17 protein-coding genes and 5 tRNA genes are annotated in these 20361 nt (G+C 55.0%); 15 read left to right on the top strand and 7 right to left on the bottom strand.

All coding sequences use genetic code 11. From position 1 onward, the window contains the following. Positions 1 to 15: 15 nt before the first annotated feature. The 4 genes from ACOTZF_RS11795 to ACOTZF_RS11780 all read right to left on the bottom strand — a co-directional run bounded on the left by ACOTZF_RS11795 (position 16) and on the right by ACOTZF_RS11780 (position 3654). Positions 16 to 954: a sugar kinase gene (locus ACOTZF_RS11795; RefSeq protein WP_129253390.1), complete on the bottom strand. Its 939-nt coding sequence runs from the start codon at positions 952 to 954 to the stop codon at positions 16 to 18. A gap of 3 nt (positions 955 to 957) precedes the next feature. Further along, a complete protein-coding gene (locus tag ACOTZF_RS11790) occupies positions 958 to 1707 on the bottom strand; it encodes a sugar phosphate isomerase/epimerase family protein (RefSeq protein ID WP_023620073.1) in 750 nt (249 codons plus the stop codon). 104 nt (positions 1708 to 1811) lie between these two features. Further along, complete coding sequence (locus tag ACOTZF_RS11785; RefSeq protein ID WP_013094979.1) at positions 1812 to 2828, bottom strand: LacI family DNA-binding transcriptional regulator; 1017 nt, start codon at positions 2826 to 2828, stop codon at positions 1812 to 1814. A 163-nt stretch (positions 2829 to 2991) separates the two neighbouring features. Continuing rightward, positions 2992 to 3654: an OmpA family lipoprotein gene (locus tag ACOTZF_RS11780; RefSeq protein WP_023620074.1), complete on the bottom strand. Its 663-nt coding sequence runs from the start codon at positions 3652 to 3654 to the stop codon at positions 2992 to 2994. A 164-nt stretch (positions 3655 to 3818) separates the two neighbouring features. Between ACOTZF_RS11780 and ACOTZF_RS11775 the strand changes: the two genes are divergently transcribed. Next, positions 3819 to 6140: a molybdopterin guanine dinucleotide-containing S/N-oxide reductase gene (locus tag ACOTZF_RS11775; protein ID WP_029882719.1), complete on the top strand. Its 2322-nt coding sequence runs from the start codon at positions 3819 to 3821 to the stop codon at positions 6138 to 6140. Here the strand turns inward: ACOTZF_RS11775 and ACOTZF_RS11770 are convergent. Next, the gene (locus ACOTZF_RS11770; RefSeq protein ID WP_029882720.1) at positions 6103 to 6549 is read right to left on the bottom strand and encodes an N-acetyltransferase; all 447 of its coding nucleotides are present in this window, start codon (positions 6547 to 6549) and stop codon (positions 6103 to 6105) included. The two genes, ACOTZF_RS11775 and ACOTZF_RS11770, sit on opposite strands and share 38 nt — an antisense overlap. After that, positions 6527 to 7108, bottom strand: a complete 582-nt coding sequence (gene tag / locus ACOTZF_RS11765) for a DNA-3-methyladenine glycosylase I (protein WP_013094984.1) — start codon at positions 7106 to 7108, stop codon at positions 6527 to 6529. The genes ACOTZF_RS11770 and tag overlap by 23 nt, the downstream gene beginning before the upstream one ends. 159 nt (positions 7109 to 7267) lie before the next feature. Between tag and ACOTZF_RS11760 the strand changes: the two genes are divergently transcribed. The 9 genes from ACOTZF_RS11760 (at position 7268) to dppF (ending at position 17834) form a co-directional block, all read left to right on the top strand. Continuing rightward, positions 7268 to 7966, top strand: coding sequence for an autotransporter domain-containing protein (locus ACOTZF_RS11760; RefSeq protein WP_023620076.1), 699 nt, complete (start codon positions 7268 to 7270; stop codon positions 7964 to 7966). 238 nt (positions 7967 to 8204) lie between these two features. Further along, positions 8205 to 9407, top strand: coding sequence for an L-lactate MFS transporter (locus tag ACOTZF_RS11755; protein ID WP_029882721.1), 1203 nt, complete (start codon positions 8205 to 8207; stop codon positions 9405 to 9407). 239 nt (positions 9408 to 9646) lie between these two features. Further along, positions 9647 to 11341, top strand: coding sequence for a kdo(2)-lipid A phosphoethanolamine 7''-transferase (gene eptB, locus ACOTZF_RS11750; RefSeq protein WP_129317944.1), 1695 nt, complete (start codon positions 9647 to 9649; stop codon positions 11339 to 11341). Positions 11342 to 11432: 91 nt separating this feature from the next. Then, positions 11433 to 11509: transfer RNA gene (locus ACOTZF_RS11745), tRNA-Pro, on the top strand. A 620-nt stretch (positions 11510 to 12129) separates the two neighbouring features. Then, positions 12130 to 13737 (top strand): dipeptide ABC transporter periplasmic-binding protein DppA, encoded by a 1608-nt coding sequence (gene dppA / locus ACOTZF_RS11740; RefSeq protein WP_023620080.1) that lies wholly within the window; start codon positions 12130 to 12132, stop codon positions 13735 to 13737. A 161-nt stretch (positions 13738 to 13898) separates the two neighbouring features. Further along, positions 13899 to 14918, top strand: a complete 1020-nt coding sequence (gene dppB / locus ACOTZF_RS11735) for a dipeptide ABC transporter permease DppB (protein WP_014830232.1) — start codon at positions 13899 to 13901, stop codon at positions 14916 to 14918. 9 nt (positions 14919 to 14927) lie between these two features. After that, positions 14928 to 15830: a dipeptide ABC transporter permease DppC gene (dppC, locus tag ACOTZF_RS11730; protein WP_020684504.1), complete on the top strand. Its 903-nt coding sequence runs from the start codon at positions 14928 to 14930 to the stop codon at positions 15828 to 15830. 10 nt (positions 15831 to 15840) lie between these two features. Continuing rightward, the gene (gene dppD / locus ACOTZF_RS11725; RefSeq protein ID WP_013094994.1) at positions 15841 to 16824 is read left to right on the top strand and encodes a dipeptide ABC transporter ATP-binding protein; all 984 of its coding nucleotides are present in this window, start codon (positions 15841 to 15843) and stop codon (positions 16822 to 16824) included. Next, positions 16821 to 17834, top strand: a complete 1014-nt coding sequence (gene dppF, locus ACOTZF_RS11720) for a dipeptide ABC transporter ATP-binding subunit DppF (RefSeq protein ID WP_014830234.1) — start codon at positions 16821 to 16823, stop codon at positions 17832 to 17834. Before dppD ends, dppF begins: the two co-directional genes overlap by 4 nt. A 43-nt stretch (positions 17835 to 17877) precedes the next feature. Here dppF and coaA read toward each other — a convergent pair whose 3' ends face one another. Then, positions 17878 to 18828, bottom strand: a complete 951-nt coding sequence (gene coaA / locus ACOTZF_RS11715; RefSeq protein WP_013094996.1) for a type I pantothenate kinase — start codon at positions 18826 to 18828, stop codon at positions 17878 to 17880. A 317-nt stretch (positions 18829 to 19145) separates the two neighbouring features. Here coaA and ACOTZF_RS11710 point away from each other — a divergent pair. The 5 genes from ACOTZF_RS11710 to ACOTZF_RS11690 all read left to right on the top strand — a co-directional run. Beyond that, positions 19146 to 19221: transfer RNA gene (locus ACOTZF_RS11710), tRNA-Thr, on the top strand. 8 nt (positions 19222 to 19229) lie between these two features. Beyond that, positions 19230 to 19314, top strand: a tRNA-Tyr gene (locus ACOTZF_RS11705). Between the two features lie 117 nt (positions 19315 to 19431). Then, positions 19432 to 19506 (top strand) — tRNA-Gly (locus ACOTZF_RS11700). Between the two features lie 6 nt (positions 19507 to 19512). Further along, positions 19513 to 19588, top strand: a tRNA-Thr gene (locus ACOTZF_RS11695). A gap of 118 nt (positions 19589 to 19706) precedes the next feature. Beyond that, positions 19707 to 20361, top strand: a 655-nt coding sequence (locus ACOTZF_RS11690) for a GTP-binding protein (RefSeq protein WP_421636094.1), incomplete at its 3' end; no start/stop codon positions are given.

Here is a 20361-nt window from a genome sequence, read left to right as displayed (position 1 = left end):
CACGGGAGAGGGGATTTATTCCTTAAGCTGCGCGCGCGTCGGCAATCCTTCACTGTCGCCCTGCACCTGAATGGCCAGCGAGCCGATCCAGTTGCCCCGGGCGATGGCCTGCGGTAGCAGTTTGCCTTCCAGCAGGGCGCTAATGACCCCGACAGCAAAGCCATCGCCCGCGCCGACGGTATCGACTACGTTCTCAACCTTCACGGCCGCGACCGCGCCCTGTTCACCATCCGCGGTTTTAAACCATGCGCCATCGGCACCGGTTTTCAGTACCACCGCTTTTACCCCTTTATTCAGGTAAAAATCGGCAATCCCTTCCGGCGTATTTTCACCGGTGAGGATCACGCCTTCTTTCACCCCCGGCAGAACCCAGTCCGCCTGGAATGCCAGACGGTTCAGCTTCTCGACCATCTCCGCCTCGCTTTTCCACAACACCGGGCGCAGGTTAGGATCGAAAGAGATCGTTTTCCCCTGAGCCTTCATGGTGGTCGCGGCATGATCGAGCAGTTCATACGAGCTGGCTGACAACGCGGCTGCCACACCACTCAGGTGCAGATGGCGTGCACTCGCAAAGTAGTCGGCGTGATAATCTTCCACCGAGAGATGGCTTGCCGCCGACCCTTTGCGGAAGTATTCCACGATGGGATCGGTTCCATTTTCGACTTTAGATTTAAGCTGAAAGCCGGTCGGGAAGCGTCCATCGAGCGTTACGCCTGCGGCATCAATCCCCTCTTTTTTCAGCGAATCAAGAACGAAGTGACCAAAGCTGTCGTCACCCACGCGGCTGACCCAGCCTGTTTTCAGGCCGAGGCGTGCCAGCCCCGTTGCCACATTCAGCTCTGCGCCTGCCACGCGTTTGATAAAGTGCTCAACCGTGCTCAGCTCACCGGTTTCGGTAGCGACAAACATCGCCATGGCTTCACCGATAGTGATCACATCCAGTGTCTTGTGCATGGTTTACTCCTCGCGCAGCAGGTTAACGTAATGCCGGGTGACAGCGGTTAAGTCCGCCCCTTCCAGCGGGAACTCGATCCCGCGTGGGGCATCGGCAGGCAACTGACTGAGCAGGGCCAGCCAGCGCGCATCGGCGCGATCCGGCGCGACGGCGCGGAACTGCGCTTTATGCGGTACGGCGGCTTTCACATGGATATAGCTGACCGCCGGAGCCAGACGGGTTGCCGCTTCTTCCGGTGAGTCGCCGACCCACAGCCAGTTCCCCATGTCGAAGGTCAGCGTGACGGGGAGCGCCATTTCCCGGCAGGCGGCCTGGAAGCGCTGCATCGGCGCAAGCTGGCCGCAGTCGGTCTGGTCGTTTTCCACCACCAGTGCCATGCCGCTCTCATTGAGCAAAGCGCGCAGGGCGGTAAGCGGCCGGGTGCCGCTGAAATGTCCCAGGGATACCTTCAGCCACAGCGCGTTGAGCGTGCTGGCTTCGGAAAGGTAGCGGGGAAGGTCGGGGTTGAGGGTACCGTCGGGCATAAACAGGGGGGCGGGTGCGGAATAACACGCCAGCAGGCCCAGCAGCTCAATGGATTCTCCCAGCGCAGGCAGCGCCTGTAGCTCTTCGCTGTTGAACAGCTCCCGGCGGATCTCTACGCCGTCGGCACCCGCACCGGCAATTACGGGCAACATCGCCCGTTGGCCGCCAGCCTGTCGTACCTGATCCGCACCATACGCGGCGGTGACCACCATTATTTTTCTGCCCATTCAGGAACTCCATCAAACGTACATCGATACTATTACGCTAGATGGAACCGGTTCCAAAGAAAAGTTCAGGATGTTGAATTTATGATCGTCATCACAAGGGGAAATTAACGGGCGGTGGAGCCGCGGACAATCAGCTCGCCGGAAAAGACCTGCTCGCGCACGGCATCGCTGATCCCTTCAATGCGACGAACCACTTGTTCAACAGCGGCATAGCCGATTTGCCAGGTCGGCTGTTTGAGCGTGGTGATGCCTACCCCGGCCAGTTCTGCCCACTCCAGTTCATCGAAGCCCAGCAGGCCGATATCGCTGCCCCAGTGCAGGCCAATGCGTTTGAGCGAGCGGGCGACCTGAAGCGTCAGCGCCCCATTGGCCGAAATCACAGCTTTGCGCATCCCGCGATGGCGCGTGTGGAACTGACGCAGGGTATTGTCGAGCTGGTCGGCTTCATGAAGCGGAGTTTCGGCGTTTTCGGCGATCACTCCGGGATAACGCTCCAGGGTGGCACGAAATGCATTCAGGCGCTCGCGACGGGTATTCACCATGCCCAGCGGCTCGCTCAGGAACAGAATTGCTTCGAAGCCCTGTTCGATCAGATGTTCGGTGGCAGTCGTGGCCGCCTGGGTATTATCCAGCCCGACAACGTCGCAGGCGAATTCCGGGATTTTACGATCGATGAGCACCATCGGCAGGGAAGACTGTTGCAGCCGGTTTAACCCTTCCTCACGCATACCCACGGCATTGACCACGATACCTTCCACCTGGTAGCTGCGCAGCAGATCGAGATAATGCAGCTCCTGGTCCACCTCATTGTTGGTGTTACAGACCAGCGGGGTAAAACCTTTCTCGCGACAGGCGGCTTCGATACCGCTCAGCACGTTTACCGAGTAGGGGTTGGTAATATCGGCGATGATAAGCCCGATAAGGCGGGTACGGCCACGTTTAAGTCCGCGCGCCATGATGCTGGGGCGGTAGTCGAGATCGGCAATGGCCTGTTCAATACGTGCCAGCAGCGCATCGGAAAGCAGGTGTTTCTCGCCGTTGAGATAGCGTGAAATACTGGTTTTACCGGTTCTGGCGGCTTTCGCCACGTCGCTGATGGTGGCCCGTGTTGGTTTGCTCATCACTGAATTCCCTGACTTTAGTGAGAATACCTTAGCGGGAAAATCAACGATGGCAAGTGGTTCATTATGGAAGGTGCTGCTTGATGCACTCACCCTAACCCTCTCCCACGGGAGAGGGCGCAAACACTTAAAACGGCAACGAATGTTGCCGTTTTGCTTCTACTTACTGCACAGGACTCAACGTAATCTCAACGCGGCGGTTCTGCGCTTTGCCTTCCGCCGTGCTGTTGCTGGCGATAGGGTTTGCCGGGCCCATACCGCTGGTGCGGATACGGTTCGCTTCAACGCCCTGGGTGATCAGCGAGCTGGCCACGGAATCAGCACGCTGCTGAGACAGACGCATGTTCAGCTCCTGGCTGCCGGTGCTGTCGGTGTAGCCAATCACATTCACGGCGGTCTTGTTGTACTCTTTTAGCACCATCGCCACGCCGGTCAGGGTATTCGCACCGGCAGGTTTCAGCGTTGCGCTGCTGCTGTCGAAGGTCACGTTGTTAGGCATATTCAGGATGATGTTGTCACCGCTGCGCGTGACGCTCACGCCTGTGCCTTTCATTTTGTCGCGCAGCTTCGCTTCCTGCACATCCATGTAATAACCCACGCCGCCACCGAGCGCTGCGCCTGCCGCTGCGCCAATCAGCGCACCTTTACCGCGGTCTTTTTTGGAGGAGGAGAGCGCACCTACACCCGCCCCGACCAGTGAACCGATACCCGCGCCGATGCCGGATTTACCCGCTTCGCGTTCACCGGTGTATGGGTTTGTTGTGCAGCCAGAAACCGCCAGTGCACCGCTCACCAGAGCGGCAATAACGAGTACGCGTTTTTTCATCTTCTTTCCTTAATCCTTTTTATTCTTTGCCACGACGGACGTGGCAGTTGATTATGACGTCCGGATACGGAGAAAATTCCGGGGATAACTCTGAAATTTGTGACAAACCATAAACGGCCTCAATAACAAGACCGTAAACCTGCACGCAACCAGGAGCGCACGCTTTGAGCACCTCAACAAAAACCATTCTGACTGCCGCCCACTGGGGGCCGATGCTGGTCGAAACCGACGGCGAAAATGTCCTGTCTTCCCGTGGGGCATTGCCAACACAACACCCTAACTCTTTACAGACCGTCGTTCGCGATCAGGTGCACAGCAAAACCCGCGTGCGCTGGCCGATGGTGCGTAAAGGATTTCTGGCTTCGCCGGACAAGCCGCAGGGCATTCGTGGTCAGGATGAGTTTGTGCGTGTGAGCTGGGATGACGCGCTGGCGCTGATCCACGCCCAGCACAAGCGCATCCGCGACAGCTATGGGCCAGCATCCATTTTTGCCGGCTCTTACGGCTGGCGTTCTAACGGCGTGCTGCATAAAGCATCGACATTGCTGCAGCGCTACATGAGCCTGGCCGGCGGCTACACGGGCCATCTGGGGGATTACTCCACCGGCGCGGCGCAGGCGATCATGCCGTACGTCGTCGGTGGTAATGAGGTTTATCAGCAGCAGACCAGCTGGCCGCTGGTACTGGAGCATACCGAGGTGGTGGTGCTGTGGAGTGCCAACCCTCTCAACACGCTGAAAATTGCCTGGAATGCTTCCGACGAGCAGGGTATTGGCTATTTTGATGCGCTGCGCAAGAGCGGTAAGCGCATCATCTGTATTGACCCCATGCGCTCTGAAACCATGGATTTCTTTGGTGACAGTGCCGAATGGCTCGCCCCGCATATGGGTACTGACGTGGCGATGATGCTGGGTATCGCCCACACGCTGGTAGAGAATGGCTGGCACGACGCCGACTTCCTCGCGCGTTGCACATCGGGCTTCGACAAATTCGCCGATTATCTGACGGGTAAAACGGATGGTGTTGCCAAAACGGCAGCGTGGGCAGCAGGTATTTGTGGCATTCCTGCTGACAAGCTCCGTGAACTGGCAGCATTGTTCCATGAAAATGCCACGATGTTGATGTCCGGTTGGGGCATGCAGCGCCAGCAGTTTGGCGAGCAAAAACACTGGATGCTGGTGACGCTTGCCGCGATGCTCGGGCAAATTGGTACGCCGGGCGGCGGGTTTGGGCTCTCTTATCACTTCGCCAATGGCGGCAACCCCACCCGTAAAGCCGCCGTGCTGGCCTCCATGCAGGGATCGGTGAAGGGCGGCGTTGATGCCGTGGATAAAATTCCGGTGGCGCGTATTGTTGAAGCCCTGGAAAACCCGGGCGGATTTTATCAGCATAACGGTCTGGACCGCCATTTCCCGGATATTAAGTTTGTCTGGTGGGCGGGTGGGGCGAATTTCACGCACCATCAGGATACCAATCGTCTTATCCGCGCCTGGCAGAAGCCGGAGCTGGTGGTGATTTCGGAATGCTTCTGGACCGCCTCCGCCAAACATGCCGATATCGTGCTGCCGGCCACGACTTCGTACGAGCGTAACGATCTCACCATGACCGGTGACTACAGCAATCAGCATATGGTGCCGATGAAGCGTGTGGTCGCACCGCGGGATGAAGCGCGTGATGATTTTGACGTATTTGCGGAACTGAGCGAACGGTGGGAAGCAGGCGGTCGTGAGCGTTTCACCGAAGGGAAAACCGATCTTGAGTGGCTGGAAACATTCTATCAGATTGCCGCTCAGCGCGGTGCGGCCCAGGGGGTGACGCTGCCGCCGTTTGCGGAATTCTGGGAAGCGAACGCGATTTTCGAAATGCCGGAGAGCGAGCAGAACGCGCAGTTTGTCCGTTTCGCCGATTTCCGTCGCGACCCGGAGAACCATCCGCTGAAAACCGAGAGCGGAAAGATTGTGATTTACAGTGAGCGCATTGCCCGCTTTGGGTACGCGGATTGTCCTGCGCATCCCACATGGCTTGAACCGGATGAGTGGCACGGCAATGCCCAGCCGGAGCAGCTCCAGGTGTTATCCGCGCACCCCGCGCATCGCCTGCACAGCCAGCTTAACTATTCGTCGCTGCGCGAGCAGTATGCGGTCGCCGGGCGGGAGCCGATCACGCTTCATGCTGAAGATGCGAAAGCGCGCGGGATTGCGGATGGCGATCTGGTGCGCGTCTGGAATCATCGTGGGCAGGTGTTGGCCGGAGCGGTGGTGAGCGACGGAATCAAACCAGGCGTGATCTGCATCCACCAGGGCGCGTGGCCGGACCTGGACGAGAGCGGTATTTGTAAAAACGGTGCCGTTAACGTACTGACCAAAGATCTCCCCAGCTCGAAGCTGGGGAATGGCTGCGCAGGCAATACGGCGCTGGCATGGGTTGAGAAATATCAGGGCCCCGAGCTTACTCTGACGGCGTTTGATCCGCCTGCCAGCTCATGATCCACGTCGGGTGTTGGGTGTCGTCCTGCCAGGCGCTGTCCTCGATGCGAAAGCCCTGAGCATGGTAGAAATTCACCGCCCGGACATTTTTTTGATACACCTCCAGGCTTAAGTGCGGGAAGCGCTGTTGAACGTGGTTCAGCAGCGCGCGTCCGATGCCTTTGCCGATGTACGCCGGTGCGACAAATAGTGCGCCGACAAACTGAGACTGCATCACGCTGATAAACCCGTAAGGTTCGCCATCCTGTTCCCAGACCCAGGTTTCGGCCGACGGCAGATAAACGTCCCGCACCATGGCTTCGTTCTCTTTCCAGTAGCTCGCCTCAATAAACGGATGCGCTTCCGTGGTACTTTCAAGCCATAGGCTCAACAGCGACGCGGTATTATCACTTTGCCATTTGCGGATCATGATGGCCTCCCGGATGACAGAAGCAGCCGGTAACATGGTCATTGACCAGGCCACAGGCCTGCATAAAGGCGTAGCAGATGGTGGAGCCGACAAACTTAAAGCCGCGTTTTTTCAGCGCTTTCGAGAGTGCGTCCGAGGCCGGAGTCGAGGCGGGAATTTCCGCGAGCGTGGCGGCCTGCGTGATTTGCGGATCGTTATTCACAAACGTCCAGACAAACTCTGAGAACGGTTCACCGTTTTGTTCCATTGCCAGGTAAGCGCGTGCGTTACCGATAATGGCCTGGATCTTACCGCGATGGCGGATGATGCCTGCATCCTGCACCAGTCGCTCCACGTCGTCGTCGGTCATCGCGGCGACCCGGACGGGATCGAACTGATGAAAGGCATTGCGGTAGTTTTCGCGTTTCTTCAATACCGTAATCCATGACAAACCCGCCTGCTGACCCTCCAGGCAGATCATCTCGAAAAGTTTTTTGCCGTCCGTTTCCGGCACGCCCCATTCCCGATCGTGATAGTCGATATAGAGCTGATCCTGGCTTACCCAACCGCAACGTTGCATCGGTTATCTCCCTTATGACACGGTTATCGCAAAAATTTCATTCCGTCAGGCTTGACGTGTGACCTGTAAAGACAATAGTTAATACAGGGCCATAAGCCCTAAAAACCTCTTCCTGAACAATGATAAAAATCGCCGAATTCGGCTCTCTCTGGAGTCGCTTTGATGATAAAAAAAATCAGTGGTCGCCATGCTGTTTCTGGCCTGGTGGGGATTTCAGCCTGTCTGCTTTCTGGTCACTCAGCATTTGCCTGGCAACAGGAATATATCGTTTCAGACCCGCAAAGTAATACGGCGGAACGCTATACATGGGATGCGGATCACCAACCGCGTTATGACGATATCCTGGCGGAGCGCATCCAGTCTTCGCAAAATGCGCCGGGGCTGGCTCTGAATCTGCCCTCTGGCTCGACCTCCGCGGGGGCGATGAGCGTCGGCTGGAATTTTCCGCTGGCGGGTCATGTCACGACCGGCCCGGTGGTGGCATGGCGTTATGACGGTACCACGCCAATGATGATTAATGAGTTTGGTGATAGCGTGACAACCCAGGCGCTGACCGATCCCCTGTGGCATGCCAGCGTGAGTACGCTAGGCTGGCGCGTGGATACGCAATATGGCGAACTTCGTCCCTGGGCGCAGATTAGCTATAACCAGCAGTATGGTGAAAATCAGTGGAAATCCCAGTTCGGGATGCCGCAAACGCCTGCCCCGGCTCAAAATGGCAACTGGATGGATGTCACCGTAGGCACCGATATCCCTTTCACCTCGCACATGGCGGCGTATGCTTCCTTAGCGCAGGGGGAGGACAGCACGACGGGAGAGCAGTTTTTGTACACGCTGGGCGTAAGTGCAAATTTCTAACGTTGTTACTATTTTAAACGTCACGTTAACATCTTGAATACAATAACCGTGGGGGTTGTAGCGATAGCGGGCACTAACATTCTGTCGCTTCATTCCCCGGCAAGGTCGTTCATTCCCGATTCCAGGCATTTCATTCCGTTTCTCCTGCATCTCATGCCGTTTTCCCCCAGCTGGATCAGGGTTTTGTTTATCGTTGTCCTCAGCAAATTCCCTTACTTTCTCTTGCAGGACAACTGCCATGAATACATCTTCCTACAATCGTACACGCTGGCTGACGCTCTTTGGCACCATCGTCACCCAGTTTGCGTTGGGCTCGGTCTATACCTGGAGCCTGTTTAACAGTGCCCTTTCCGACAAGCTCGGCGCGCCGATCAGTCAGGTGGCGTTCTCTTTCGGTTTGCTAAGCCTTGGGCTGGCGCTGTCCTCTTCGGTTGCGGGCAAATTGCAGGAGCGGTTCGGCGTGAAACGCGTCACGATGGCCTCGGGGATCCTGCTGGGATTGGGCTTTTTCCTGACGGCGTATTCAAACAACCTGATGATGCTCTGGCTGAGCGCCGGGGTACTGGTTGGTCTGGCGGACGGTGCCGGTTATCTGCTGACCCTGTCAAACTGCGTCAAATGGTTCCCGGAGCGTAAAGGGTTAATCTCCGCGTTTGCCATCGGTTCTTATGGCCTGGGCAGCCTCGGATTTAAATTTATCGACTCTCATCTGCTGGCGTCGGTTGGCCTCGAAAAAACCTTCATGATCTGGGGGGCTATCGTCCTGGTGATGATCCTGTTTGGCGCGACGCTGATGAAAGACGCACCGCAGCAGGAAGTGAAAACCGTTAACGGCGTGGTGGAGAATGACTTCACCCTGGCTCAATCCATGCGTAAACCCCAGTACTGGATGCTGGCGGTGATGTTCCTGACGGCCTGCATGAGTGGCCTGTATGTGATTGGTGTGGCGAAAGATATCGCGCAGGGCATGGTTAAACTGGATGCCATGACGGCGGCAAACGCGGTGACCGTGATCTCTATCGCTAACCTGTCTGGTCGTCTGGTGCTGGGTATCCTGTCCGACAAGATTGCCCGTATCCGCGTGATTACCCTTGGACAGGTGGTTTCACTGGTGGGTATGGCGGCCCTGCTGTTTGCGCCCCTGAATGAAGCGACTTTCTTTGCTGCGATTGCCTGCGTGGCCTTTAACTTCGGCGGCACCATCACGGTGTTCCCGTCACTGGTGAGCGAGTTCTTTGGTCTGAACAACCTGGCGAAAAATTACGGCGTGATTTACTTAGGCTTTGGCATCGGCAGCATTTGCGGCTCGTTAATTGCCTCGCTGTTCGGCGGATTCTATGTCACCTTCTGCGTAATATTCGCCCTGTTGATTATTTCACTGGCCCTGTCGACGACGATTCGGCAGCCGCAGCGCGAAGTGTTTAATGAAGCACATGCTTAACCTAAATTAAAGAGGCCTTAACGGCCTCTTTAACTTTTATTTGATATGCTTCCAGACTTGTTATTTTGTAAAAATTTGCACCGATCACATTCTCCGCTGCCACTTTTCTCTCCCGCTGTGGTCTACTTACGGCGCTTGTAGACGTTTCTGATAACGCTTTCTTACGCATTTACTTACTCTGTCCGCTTTCTCACTGAGATTCGGCGGGTCTTTATACCCCTTCCCCCAGGGTTGTTTGCATGAAATACATTAGGTCTATTACCCAGCAAAGATTGTGTCTGATGCTGGCTGTCTATATCGGATTATTTCTGAATGGCGCGGTGCTGTTCAGACGAGTGGAAGGTTATTTCGAAGACCTCACCGTAAGAAATGGAATTTTTGCCGCTATTGAAGTGTTCGGCTCAGTCCTTGCTACATTTTTCTTGTTACGCCTGTTATCTCTCTTCGGCCGTCGCACGTGGCAAATTCTGGCCTCGCTGGTGGTGATAATTTCCGCCGCCGCCAGCTATTACATGACCTTTATGAACGTCGTCATAGGCTACGGTATCGTTGCGTCGGTAATGACCACTGACATTGACCTCTCGAAAGAGGTTGTGGGTAAAGGCTTTATCGTCTGGACAATTTTAACCTGTCTGCTCCCACTCTTCTTTATCTGGAGTAATACCTGCCGCTATACGTTGTTACGCCAGTTGCGCACTCGTGGACAGCGGATCCGCACTGTCGCCGTGGTCCTGCTGGCCGGTTTGCTGGTATGGGCGCCTATTCGCCTGATGGAAAAACAGCAAAAACGCATCGAAAAGGCAACGGGTGTCGATATGCCAAGCTATGGCGGAGTTGTGGCCAACTCGTATCTGCCGTCAAACTGGCTTTCAGCGTTAGGTCTCTATGCCTGGGCGCAGGCGGATGAATCCAGCGATGTGAAATCGCTGATGAATCCGACCAAAAAATTCCACTACGAGGCACCCGCTGACGGGCTCGATGATACTTACGTCGTGTTTGTTATTGGTGAAACAACGCGCTGGGATCATATGGGTATTCTGGGCTATGACCGTGATACCACGCCTAAACTGGCACAGGAAAAGAACCTGGTGGCTTACCGCGGCTATTCTTGTGATACCGCCACAAAGCTTTCGCTGCGCTGTATGTTTGTACGTGAAGGCGGTGCGAGTGATAACCCGCAGCGTACCCTTAAAGAGCAGAATGTATTTGCCGTACTGAAGCAGCTTGGCTTCAGCTCAGACTTGTTCGCCATGCAAAGTGAGATGTGGTTCTACACCAACACCCTTGCAGATAACATCGCGTACCGTGAGCAGATTGGCGCCGAGCCGCGTAACCGCGGTAAGACCGTTGATGACATGCTGCTACTCTCAGAAATGGAGCAGTCGCTGAAAAATCATCCGCAGGGTAAGCATCTTATTGTTCTGCACACCAAGGGATCGCACTACAGCTACTATCAGCGTTACACGCGTGATTTCGCAAAATGGCAACCTGAGTGCATCGGTATTAATAAATACTGCAGCAAGCAGGAGCTGATTAATGCCTATGATAACTCGGTGCTGTATGTGGATACGTTCCTCAGCCGGGTAATTGACCAGCTTCGCGATAAGAAAGCGATTGTGATCTATGCGGCTGATCACGGCGAGTCCATCAACGAGCAAGAGCATTTGCACGGTACGCCGCGTAAGCTGGCGCCGCCGGAGCAATTCCGTGTACCGATGATTATGTGGGTGTCAGATAAGTACCTGGAGAACCCTGACAAAGCCAAAATGTTTGCTCATCTGAAACAGCAGGCAGAAATTAAGGTACCGCGCCGTCACGTTGAGTTGTACGACACCATCATGGGGTGCCTGGGTTATACCTCTCCGGACGGGGGGATTAACGAAAATAACAACTGGTGCAAACTGCCTGAAAGCAGCCAGAAAGCCGCGCAGTAGCTTGCCTGGCGAGTTTATCGCCAGTTGGATGGCTTTTTTAAATTAAGGGATTGACGGGGGCGCACCTCAGCAGTAAGATGCGCTCCGCATTCGGCGAGTAGCGCAGCTTGGTAGCGCAACTGGTTTGGGACCAGTGGGTCGGAGGTTCGAATCCTCTCTCGCCGACCACATTCAAAAAAGGGCTAACCGCAAGGTTAGCCCTTTTTGCATTAACGCTTTATTCGTCCAGATTAGCCAAAACACCTCTTAGTCCTGCTTCTTCCTGCCTGTTCGTGATTTTGTGACATAATCCATTGTATTTTTTTATATATAGATTGATCTTTTTTCGCGTTGCTTATGGATAACCTCAGCATTTTTCGCTGTGCGTTTTAACGTTCGCGGCATTTAGTGCTCAGATAATCACCGTTCTGCAAGAAAATTTACCCATTCTGAATAAAAGTTAATCACTGATTGTTGCGAAATATGAAGATATTTGTGCTGCAACATGACGAGTAGCATAAATTTCCCTGCTGAAAACTGGCGTACATAGTTTTTTTAATCTTTGTTTGCGGTTTCTCACACTCAGCGTAAATCCCCGTTACCTGTATTGACGTTTTCACATTCTGTTGACAGATTGTAGGGCACGAGGGGCATTTCAGGGACGATCTGCGCTGCAACTCCAACGCTCTTCTGAAAGGATTCTCCATCCCTTTAACGCCTTCGGGCATCACCGACCGGACCGGGTAAAAAATAAATAAAGGTCAGGCGGCGTAACACAACAAAGCAAAACATCACATTGGAGCAGAATAATGAGTATTTCCTTGAAGAAGTCAGGGATGCTGAAGCTTGGTCTGAGCCTGGTGGCTATGACCGTGGCAGCAAGCGTACAGGCAAAAACCCTGGTTTACTGTTCTGAAGGCTCGCCGGAAGGCTTTAACCCACAGCTCTTTACCTCTGGTACGACTTACGACGCAAGCTCTGTGCCGATCTATAACCGTCTGGTTGAATTCAAAACCGGTACCACGGAAGTGATTCCTGGCCTGGCGGAGAAGTGGGACGTCAGCGAAGACGGTAAAACCTATACCTTCCACCTGCGCCAGGGCGTGAAGTGGCAGGACAGCAAAGAATTCAAACCAACGCGCGACTTCAACGCCGATGACGTTGTGTTCTCCTTCGATCGTCAGAAAAACGCTCAGAACCCGTACCACAAAGTGTCCGGCGGCAGCTATGAGTACTTCGAAGGGATGGGTCTGCCAGACCTGATCGCTGAAGTGAAAAAAGTGGACGATAAAACCGTTCAGTTCGTGCTGACTCGCCCGGAAGCGCCATTCCTGGCTGACCTGGCCATGGACTTCGCCTCTATCCTCTCTAAAGAGTACGCGGACAACATGCTGAAAGCCGGCACGCCGGAAAAAGTGGACCTGAACCCAATCGGTACCGGTCCGTTCCAGCTGCTGCAGTACCAGAAAGACTCCCGTATTCTGTACAAAGCGTTCCCGGGCTACTGGGGTACCAAACCACAGATCGACCGTCTGGTCTTCTCCATCACGCCTGACGCGTCTGTGCGTTACGCAAAACTGCAGAAAAACGAATGCCAGGTTATGCCATACCCGAACCCGGCTGATATCGCCCGCATGAAGCAGGACAAGAATATCAACCTGATGGAGCAGGCTGGCCTGAACGTGGGCTATCTCTCATTCAACACCGAGAAGAAACCGTTTGATGACGTGAAAGTGCGTCAGGCGCTGACTTATGCGGTGAACAAAGAAGCGATCATCAAGGCCGTTTACCAGGGCGCCGGCGTTGCGGCTAAAAACCTGATCCCGCCAACCATGTGGGGCTATAACGATGACGTTAAAGACTACACCTACGACCCAGAGAAAGCGAAAGCGCTGCTGAAGGAAGCAGGGCAGGATAAAGGCTTTACCGTTGAACTGTGGGCGATGCCGGTACAGCGTCCGTACAACCCGAACGCACGCCGTATGGCTGAAATGGTTCAGGCTGACTGGGCGAAAATCGGCGTTCAGGCCAAGATTGTTACCTACGAGTGGGGCGAGTATCTGAAGCGCGCCAAAGCGGGTGAGCATCAGGCAGTGATGATGGGCTGGACCGGTGACAACGGGGATCCGGACAACTTCTTCGCCACCCTCTTCAGCTGCGCGGCGGCAAAAGACGGCTCTAACTACTCTCGCTGGTGTTACAAGCCGTTTGAAGACCTGATCCAGCCGGCACGTGCCACCGACGATCACAACAAACGTATTGAACTCTACAAGCAGGCACAGGTTGTTATGCACGATCAGGCTCCGGCTCTGATTGTTGCTCACTCCACCGTGTACGAGCCAGTGCGCAAAGAAGTGAAAGGCTACGTGGTTGATCCGCTGGGCAAACACCACTTCGAAAACGTATCTGTTGAATAATCAGTAGGGTGTTCTCCCTCTCCCATTGGGAGAGGGCAAGGGTGAGGGGCGTGCCATGCTTGCCCTCACCCTAACCCTCTCCTGCGGGAGAGGGAATTTACATTTGTGAGCAATACAGACGCCACGCCACTGGTCGTGCGTCTTCAGAGAGAATCCGGGTTATGTTGCAGTTCATCCTCCGACGTCTGGGACTTGTCATCCCCACGTTTATCGGTATCACCCTTCTCACTTTTGCCTTCGTCCATATGATCCCCGGCGACCCGGTAATGATTATGGCGGGCGAGCGTGGTATTTCCCCTGAACGTCATGCGCAGCTGCTGGCTGAACTCGGCCTCGATAAGCCGATGTGGCAGCAGTACCTCCACTATATCTGGGGTGTCATGCATGGTGACTTAGGGATTTCACTGAAAAGCCGTCTTCCGGTGTGGGACGAGTTCGTGCCGCGTTTTAAAGCGACACTGGAGCTTGGCATCTGCGCCATGATTTTTGCAACTGCGGTAGGTATCCCTGTCGGGGTGCTGGCTGCCGTTAAACGTGGCTCTATTTTTGACCACACCGCCGTGGGCCTGGCGCTGACCGGCTACTCCATGCCGATCTTCTGGTGGGGCATGATGCTGATTATGCTGGTCTCGGTGCAGCTTAACCTGACGCCGGTCTCCGGACGTGTCAGCGATATGGTCTTCCTCGATGATTCCAACCCGCTGACCGGCTTTATGCTGATTGATACGGCGATATGGGGCGAAGAGGGCAACTTTATTGATGCGGTCGCGCATATGATCCTGCCGGCGATGGTGCTTGGTACGATCCCTCTGGCGGTGATCGTGCGTATGACCCGTTCGTCAATGCTGGAAGTGCTGGGCGAGGATTATATTCGTACCGCGCGTGCCAAGGGCCTGACGCGTATGCGAGTCATCATCGTTCATGCGCTGCGTAACGCCATGTTGCCGGTGGTGACCGTTATCGGTCTGCAGGTGGGTACGCTGCTGGCAGGGGCGATCCTGACCGAAACCATCTTCTCCTGGCCGGGCCTTGGCCGCTGGCTGATTGACGCGCTGCAACGCCGTGACTATCCGGTCGTGCAGGGCGGTGTATTGCTGGTCGCGACGATGATTATTCTCGTCAACCTGCTGGTCGATTTGCTGTACGGCGTGGTGAACCCGCGTATTCGTCATAAGAAGTAAGGGGCCATCATGTCACACGTTTCTGAAAATAAAGTGGTTGCTGCACCGGTTCCAATGACGCCGCTGCAGGAATTCTGGCACTACTTCAAGCGCAATAAAGGCGCGGTAGTGGGGCTGGTCTATGTCTCTGTCATGATCCTGATTGCCGTGTTTGCAAACGTGCTTGCACCGTATAACCCGGCGGATCAGTTCCGTGACGCGCTGCTGGCCCCCCCTGCATGGCAGGACGGCGGGAGCCTGGCTCACCTGTTGGGTACCGATGATGTAGGTCGCGACGTGTTGTCGCGTCTGATGTACGGCGCGCGCCTGTCGCTGCTGGTGGGCTGCCTGGTGGTGGTGCTGTCCCTGATCATGGGGATCATCCTCGGCCTGGTTGCGGGTTATTTTGGCGGCATTGTTGATAACATCATCATGCGTATCGTCGACATCATGCTGGCGCTGCCAAGCCTGCTGCTGGCCCTGGTGCTGGTGGCGATATTTGGCCCGTCGATCGGTAACGCCGCGCTTGCGCTGACCTTCGTGGCACTCCCCCACTACGTGCGTTTAACCCGTGCGGCAGTGCTGGTGGAAGTGAACCGCGACTACGTCACCGCGTCCCGCGTGGCCGGTGCCGGTGCGATGCGCCAGATGTTCGTCAATATCTTCCCGAACTGCCTTGCGCCGCTGATTGTTCAGGCGTCGCTCGGCTTCTCTAACGCCATTCTTGATATGGCCGCTCTTGGCTTCCTGGGCATGGGTGCGCAGCCGCCAACACCGGAGTGGGGCACGATGCTCTCCGACGTGTTGCAGTTCGCACAAAGCGCCTGGTGGGTTGTCACCTTCCCGGGTCTGGCAATTCTGCTGACGGTGCTGGCATTTAACCTGATGGGTGATGGTCTGCGCGATGCACTTGATCCCAAACTGAAGCAGTAAGAGGCACGAGATGGCGTTATTAAATGTAGATAAATTATCGGTGCACTTCGGCGATGAAGGCACCCCGTTTCGCGCCGTGGACCGCATCAGCTACAGCGTAAATCAGGGCGAAGTGGTTGGCATTGTTGGGGAATCCGGTTCCGGTAAGTCCGTAAGCTCGCTGGCGATTATGGGGCTGATCGATTATCCGGGCCGCGTGATGGCGGAAAACCTGCAGTTCAATGGTCAGGATCTGAAGCGCATTTCCGAGAAACAGCGCCGCCAGCTGGTGGGCGCGGAAGTGGCGATGATCTTCCAGGACCCGATGACCAGCCTGAACCCCTGCTACACTGTGGGCTTCCAGATTATGGAGGCGATCAAGGTCCATCAGGGCGGTAACAAGAAAACCCGTCGTCAGCGGGCGATCGACCTGCTGAACCAGGTGGGGATCCCTGATCCGGCATCGCGCCTTGATGTCTACCCGCATCAGCTTTCTGGCGGGATGAGTCAGCGTGTGATGATCGCGATGGCAATTGCCTGTCGGCCAAAACTGCTGATTGCCGATGAGCCGACCACAGCGCTGGACGTGACCATCCAGGCGCAAATCATCGAGCTGCTGCTGGAACTGCAGCAGAAAGAGAACATGGCGCTGGTGCTGATTACGCACGACCTGGCGCTGGTGGCTGAAGCTGCACACAAAATCATCGTGATGTATGCAGGACAGGTGGTGGAGACCGGAAGTTCGCACGATATCTTCCGCGCACCGCGTCATCCGTATACCCAGGCGCTTTTACGTGCGCTGCCGGAGTTTGCCCAGGATAAAGCGCGTCTGGCGTCGCTGCCGGGTGTGGTACCGGGTAAATATGACCGTCCGCAGGGCTGCCTGCTGAATCCGCGTTGCCCGTATGCGACGGATAAATGCCGTGCCGAAGAGCCTGAGCTGAACCAGCTGGCTGACGGTCGTCAGTCGAAATGCCACTACCCACTCGATGATGCCGGGAGGCCAACACTATGAGTACGCAACAGGCCACCACGCAACAACCGCTGTTGCAGGCTATCGACCTGAAAAAACACTACCCGGTGAAGAAGGGGATTTTTGCCCCTGAGCGCCTGGTGAAAGCGCTGGACGGCGTCTCCTTTACCCTCGAACGCGGCAAAACGCTGGCGGTGGTCGGGGAGTCGGGCTGCGGCAAATCAACCTTAGGCCGTCTGCTGACGATGATTGAAACGCCTACCGGCGGCGAGCTCTATTATCAGGGACAGGATCTGCTCAAGCACGATCCGCAGGCGCAGAAGCTGCGTCGCCAGAAAATCCAGATTGTGTTCCAGAACCCGTACGGTTCATTGAACCCGCGCAAGAAAGTGGGGCAGATTCTGGAAGAGCCGCTGCTGATTAACAGTAATCTCAGCAAAGAGCAGCGTCGTGAAAAAGCGCTGGCGATGATGGCGAAAGTCGGCCTGAAAACCGAGCATTACGATCGCTACCCGCATATGTTCTCTGGCGGTCAGCGCCAGCGTATCGCCATCGCCCGTGGCCTGATGCTCGATCCGGATGTCGTGATTGCCGATGAACCGGTCTCAGCGCTCGACGTTTCCGTGCGCGCACAGGTGCTGAATCTGATGATGGATCTGCAGCAGGAGCTGGGGCTGTCTTACGTATTTATCTCCCACGACCTGTCGGTGGTAGAGCATATCGCTGATGAAGTGATGGTGATGTATCTGGGGCGCTGCGTGGAGAAGGGGACGAAAGATCAGATCTTTAATAACCCTCGCCACCCATACACCCAGGCGCTGCTCTCTGCGACACCGCGCCTGAACCCGGACGATCGTCGCGAGCGTATTAAGCTGACCGGTGAACTGCCAAGTCCGCTGAATCCACCTCCGGGATGTGCATTCAACGCCCGTTGCAGTCGCCGCTTTGGCCCTTGCACCCAACTACAGCCGCAGCTGAAAGATTATCGCGGTCAGCTGGTGGCCTGCTTTGCGGTCGATCAGGATGAAAACGGCGAAAAGCCGCAGGCGTAAACAAAAAAACCGGCGTTGAGCCGGTTTTTTTATGTCTGCTAACCTATTTCCGCAAACGAATCTGGTCGACAGCGTGCTTCTCGCTCTTGGTGAGGATCAGGCTCGCCCGCTCGCGGGTAGGGAGAATGTTCTCTTTCAGGTTTACGTAGTTGATCTCGTTCCACAGGCCCGTCGCCACCTTCACCGCCTCTTCTTCAGAAAGCTGGGCGTAGTGATGGAAATAGGAGTCCGGGTCGGTGAACGCCCCTTCGCGGAACTTCAGGAAGCGGTTGATATACCAGCTTTGCAGTAAATCTTCCGGTGCATCGACATAAATAGAGAAATCGACGAAGTCAGAGACAAACACGTGATGTGGATCGTGAGGATAATCCATCCCGCTTTGCAGCACATTTAACCCTTCCAGAATCAGAATGTCTGGCTGCACCACCGTTTTGTCTCCGCCCGGAATGCGATCGTAAATCAGGTGCGAATAGACCGGCGCCGTGACGTTAGGCACGCCGGATTTCAGGTCAGAGACAAATTTCACCAGACGGTGCATGTCATAAGAGAGCGGGAAGCCCTTCTTCTTCATCAGCCCGCGTTCTTTTAACACCTCATTGGGGTGCAGAAAGCCGTCGGTGGTGATCAGCTCCACGCTGCGGTGTTCTGGCCAGCGGCTCAGGAGAGCCTGCAAGACACGCGCGGTTGTGCTTTTACCTACCGCCACGCTGCCAGCAATACTGATGATATAAGGAATGCGTTGACCATTAGTTCCAAGGAACTGTTCCAGCACCGCCTGACGGCGCAGGTTGGAACTGATATAGAAGTTAAGCAAGCGTGAGAGGGGGAGATAAATTTCTGCCACTTCTTCCAGGGACAGATCTTCGTTTATCCCTTTTAACCGTGCGATTTCACCTTCCGTCAGCGTCATAGGGACGGAATCACGCAGGGCAGCCCACTGGCTGCGGTTAAAGTGAAGATAAGGCGTCATTAACGTTTGCTCTTTTTTGCTCATAAGCATGCTTCAGTGAGCCAGCATCACACTGCCGGATCATGGCTCATCACACAGTTAATTTTGGACAATGGGCAGGAGGTTAACACCAGATGACAGGAATAATAAGAAAAAAGATGGAAAGCGCTGCGTTACGCGGAAGCCGTCACGCTACGGTGTATGCGATGCAATTCGCTCATATATGTTGAATATTTGACCGCGAATGACTACTTTTACAGCGCTTGATGCGTGGTTAGCATAAAATGTGAGCGAAAGAACGTTTTATGCAAATTTTTAGTTGCATGACCGCGCAGGTATCCATAGAATGCGCGCTACTTGATGCCGACTTAGCTCAGTAGGTAGAGCAACTGACTTGTAATCAGTAGGTCACCAGTTCGATTCCGGTAGTCGGCACCATCAAGTCCGGTGGGGTTCCCGAGCGGCCAAAGGGAGCAGACTGTAAATCTGCCGTCACAGACTTCGAAGGTTCGAATCCTTCCCCCACCACCACTTTCTGGCAGCGTAAATGCCGCCGGAGCTGGTTTAAAAGCTGAATCAGCTCGAACTTAAAAAGAGAGAAATCTCTTTTTTTGTTACAGAAAGAACTGGGTAGCCGAGTTTCAGGATGCGGGCATCGTATAATGGCTATTACCTCAGCCTTCCAAGCTGATGATGCGGGTTCGATTCCCGCTGCCCGCTCCAATACGTGCTGATATGGCTCAGTTGGTAGAGCGCACCCTTGGTAAGGGTGAGGTCCCCAGTTCGACTCTGGGTATCAGCACCACTTCACTTCTCCTTCCCGTTTCTCTCTGTTTCAATTTTACTTGATTCAACAGTTCAGGCATTTCGCCTGGTTGATGTGGTGATATCACCGATTTATCCGTGTCTTAGAGGGACAATCGATGTCTAAAGAAAAGTTTGAACGTACAAAACCGCACGTTAACGTCGGTACTATCGGCCACGTTGACCATGGTAAAACAACGCTGACCGCTGCAATCACTACCGTTCTGGCAAAAACCTACGGTGGTTCTGCTCGTGCATTCGACCAGATCGATAACGCACCAGAAGAAAAAGCTCGTGGTATCACCATCAACACCTCTCACGTTGAGTATGACACCCCGACTCGCCACTACGCACACGTAGACTGCCCAGGCCACGCCGACTATGTTAAAAACATGATCACCGGTGCTGCGCAGATGGACGGCGCGATCCTGGTAGTAGCTGCGACTGACGGCCCAATGCCTCAGACTCGTGAGCACATCCTGCTGGGTCGTCAGGTAGGCGTTCCTTACATCATCGTGTTCCTGAACAAATGCGACATGGTTGATGACGAAGAGCTGCTGGAACTGGTAGAGATGGAAGTTCGTGAACTGCTGTCTCAGTACGATTTCCCAGGCGACGATACCCCAATCGTTCGTGGTTCCGCGCTGAAAGCGCTGGAAGGCGACGCAGAGTGGGAAGCGAAAATCATCGAACTGGCTGGCTACCTGGATTCTTACATCCCAGAACCAGAGCGTGCGATTGACAAGCCATTCCTGCTGCCAATCGAAGACGTAT

It is taken from the genome of Enterobacter cloacae complex sp. SHL021 (genome assembly GCF_049237765.1).
Classification (GTDB): domain Bacteria; phylum Pseudomonadota; class Gammaproteobacteria; order Enterobacterales; family Enterobacteriaceae; genus Enterobacter; species Enterobacter cloacae.
This window is presented reverse-complemented; position numbering and strand designations above follow the sequence as displayed.